Below are 2673 nucleotides of genomic sequence, written 5' to 3'. Positions count from 1 at the left end.
CTGGACTGGAGAATGGTCTGGGGAACCCTGGATACGGATACGGCGGATGCCGAGAAGGGAGACCCTCAATTTTACAATCAGCTTGATGACCTTCATCTTTATCTGCAGTCCGAACTCTCTGATTCTGCCAGGCTGTTTACTGTGGCGGGTATTGAGGAGGTTAATTTTGAAGACTTTTCCAAGGGAAGTATTGACGGGTCCTATTTCTATCTGAACTCACTGTTCCTGGAACAGGATTTACCTGCTGATTTTCAGGTGCAGGCGGGGTATCACTCCCCTGATCCCGTGCATAAATGGCTGCAGGTAACAAGATCTGCTGGAATCGAATCCGCATTGGGTCAGGATATGACCCCTCAGTCCCTCTGGATCGGCGGCAAATGGACCGGAAAAAATGGATTCGGTATCCAGGGCGCTGCAGTTCCGGATCTGATCGGTGTGGAATCCGGCAGTACCGATATCCGGCAGATCACTTATCAGAAGGATCTTGGCGTGCCGAACCTCTTTAGTTCCTTCTGGTATGATTCAAAAAATTGGGATGCTGAACTGGCTGCGTCAGTCAACGGTGATGCCTTCAAAATTGCTTCATCCGGAGGCTACACTTATGATTTTAAGCCGATGAAAGCCGCTGCCAGTGTGGGAATCAAATATACAAAGGGGGATGACTTTACTACCTATCCCCTATGGGATCATCTGGACAAGGCCCTCAGGCTGTCAGCAGGTATTTCATTGAACATGCCTGTCCTGTCCTTTGATTTTAATCCCGGCCTGGCTTACCAGACCATATATTACGATGATTCAGTCCGCCATGAGATGGGTGTTGATGCGGGTATCCTGTACAAAGCACTGGAGGTCTTTCTTGTTCTCACAGATTATGATTTGAGCCGTACTGTCTGGAGCGACACTCTGGGACTTGAAACGGGTGTCACCCTCGATTACAGCGGGGTTGAGTATACCGCCGGATATACTATGGCTGGTTTTAACACCATTTCGGGTCTTTATAATAATAAGGAGTGGAACGAAGGGGGAGTCAACGGTCTATTCCTGAGGATAAAGGCAACATACTGGTAATTTGTCACATTTTTCCTTTGGGTAAAATCACTTTTAGTAGTAGAATGTGTCTGTTCCTTAGGAGAGGTGCCGGAGTGGTCGAACGGTCCTGATTCGAAATCAGGTGTACTGCCTGCAGTACCGAGGGTTCGAATCCCTCCCTCTCCGATTTTTTTCGATAAGATCCCTCTATTCAATGAAAGGAAACCCCCTGATGCCTGAACCTACGAAACTCAATCTCAATGATATTCTGCCCCTCACATGTTCACGTTCCGGAACCTGCTGTCATGGCAAAAATGTCAGAATTAATCCCTGGGAGTTAGCTTTCCTGGCCGATGCAAAAGGGCTGACCCCCAGAGAGTTTCGTGATCAATATTGTGATTTCGGGGGCATCCGTCTCCGCTTTAATGGACCGGCGGGATGGAAAGAGCAGCCCGCATGCAGCCAGTATATTCCTGATTTCGGATGCAGTGTTCATCGGGGGCGTCCCCTTGCATGCCGCCTCTATCCCCTCGGCCGCCAAAAGCAGGGAGAGGAGCAGTACTACATATATCAGGGTTCTGTATTTCCCTGCATGGACGGCTGTCCTGAGGTACTGGGATTACCCAGCTTGACTGTTGCCGACTACATTGAGGGACAAAATGTAAAAAACTGTGAAAGTGGTCAGGATGTGTACCTTGAAATGATGCAGAATCTGGCTGACGGGGCATTTGCTCTTCTTCTTGAAAGCGGTTTGTCCGAATCGGGTGACACTCAGACATTACGCCTCTGGCGGGAGATGGGAACAGAAGAGCCAGAAGAGCTGACAAAACGGCTTGGTCCCCAGTGGATCGACAGGCTGATGCTGCCTGAATTAAAGGATCATATCAATGATCCAGCGGCCTTTTCCGGCCGGCATTTTGATCTCCTCCAATCAGAAGCTCAGGAATCATTCGGTACACTGGACAATTTTTCAGCAATGGGGGAAGCCTCGGGATTACTCATGGGATTGGCATTGCAGCTCGGACGAGCCTTAGGCGCCGAACCTGCCCACTTGGCGGAACACTGGATCAGCACTGCCAAAGAGCATGGGGCCCTGGACTGATGATAAAGCCTCAACCGAGTTCTTCTGCTATAATTCCTCACATGGAAAAAAATGACATAACCTATCCCCGTTCCTGGTCATACAGGGTGATTGGTTTAAATAAAGACGATATGACCAGGGATATCAAGATCATAATGGCCTCCCGGAAGTATGCCCTGGAGGATGCAAATAAAAAAGGGAAATACATTTCTCTTCACCTGGAACTGATCGTGAGTTCAGAAGACGAAAGAAATGGTACTTTTGCGGCTCTCAAGGGCTGTGACAGTGTGACCATGGTTCTATAACTTGATTACAATCTTTCCTGTTTTCATAATCCTGAATCAAAATGTGTATCATGGCTTTTATTGTTTTGTTCTACTGGAGCAATACCTGAAGATGGGTAAAATGTGAATGAATTGATTGGGCTTAATAGGGTCTTCTGTCTATAATATATAAATGAAATATTCTATGAATGTCATGATGATGCTCATGAAATCGTAAGGAAATAATCTGTATTTTATGGATTTAATTTCAAATTAAAAATTCCGTAATAAAATCAATTC

Annotated in this window: 3 protein-coding genes and 1 tRNA gene; all 4 read left to right on the top strand. The window is 46.9% G+C overall.

Going from position 1 to position 2673, the window contains the following annotated elements; translation table 11 throughout:
- Positions 1–1068 (top strand): hypothetical protein (locus PF479_RS19145; RefSeq protein ID WP_298010220.1); only part of this gene is annotated, 1068 nt, incomplete at its 5' end.
- Between the two features lie 60 nt (positions 1069–1128).
- Positions 1129–1215, top strand: a tRNA-Ser gene (locus tag PF479_RS19140).
- A gap of 46 nt (positions 1216–1261) precedes the next feature.
- On the top strand, positions 1262–2131 hold the full coding sequence (locus tag PF479_RS19135; RefSeq protein WP_298010217.1) for a YkgJ family cysteine cluster protein: 870 nt from the start codon (positions 1262–1264) through the stop codon (positions 2129–2131).
- A 41-nt stretch (positions 2132–2172) separates the two neighbouring features.
- Complete coding sequence (locus PF479_RS19130) at positions 2173–2415, top strand: DUF493 domain-containing protein (RefSeq protein ID WP_298010214.1); 243 nt, start codon at positions 2173–2175, stop codon at positions 2413–2415.
- Positions 2416–2673: the final 258 nt, after the last annotated feature.

Source organism: Oceanispirochaeta sp., from assembly GCF_027859075.1.
In the GTDB taxonomy this organism is placed as follows: Bacteria; Spirochaetota; Spirochaetia; order DSM-2461; family DSM-2461; genus Oceanispirochaeta.
Note: the sequence above shows the minus strand (reverse complement) of the source record. Positions and strands in the feature narration are given on the sequence as shown.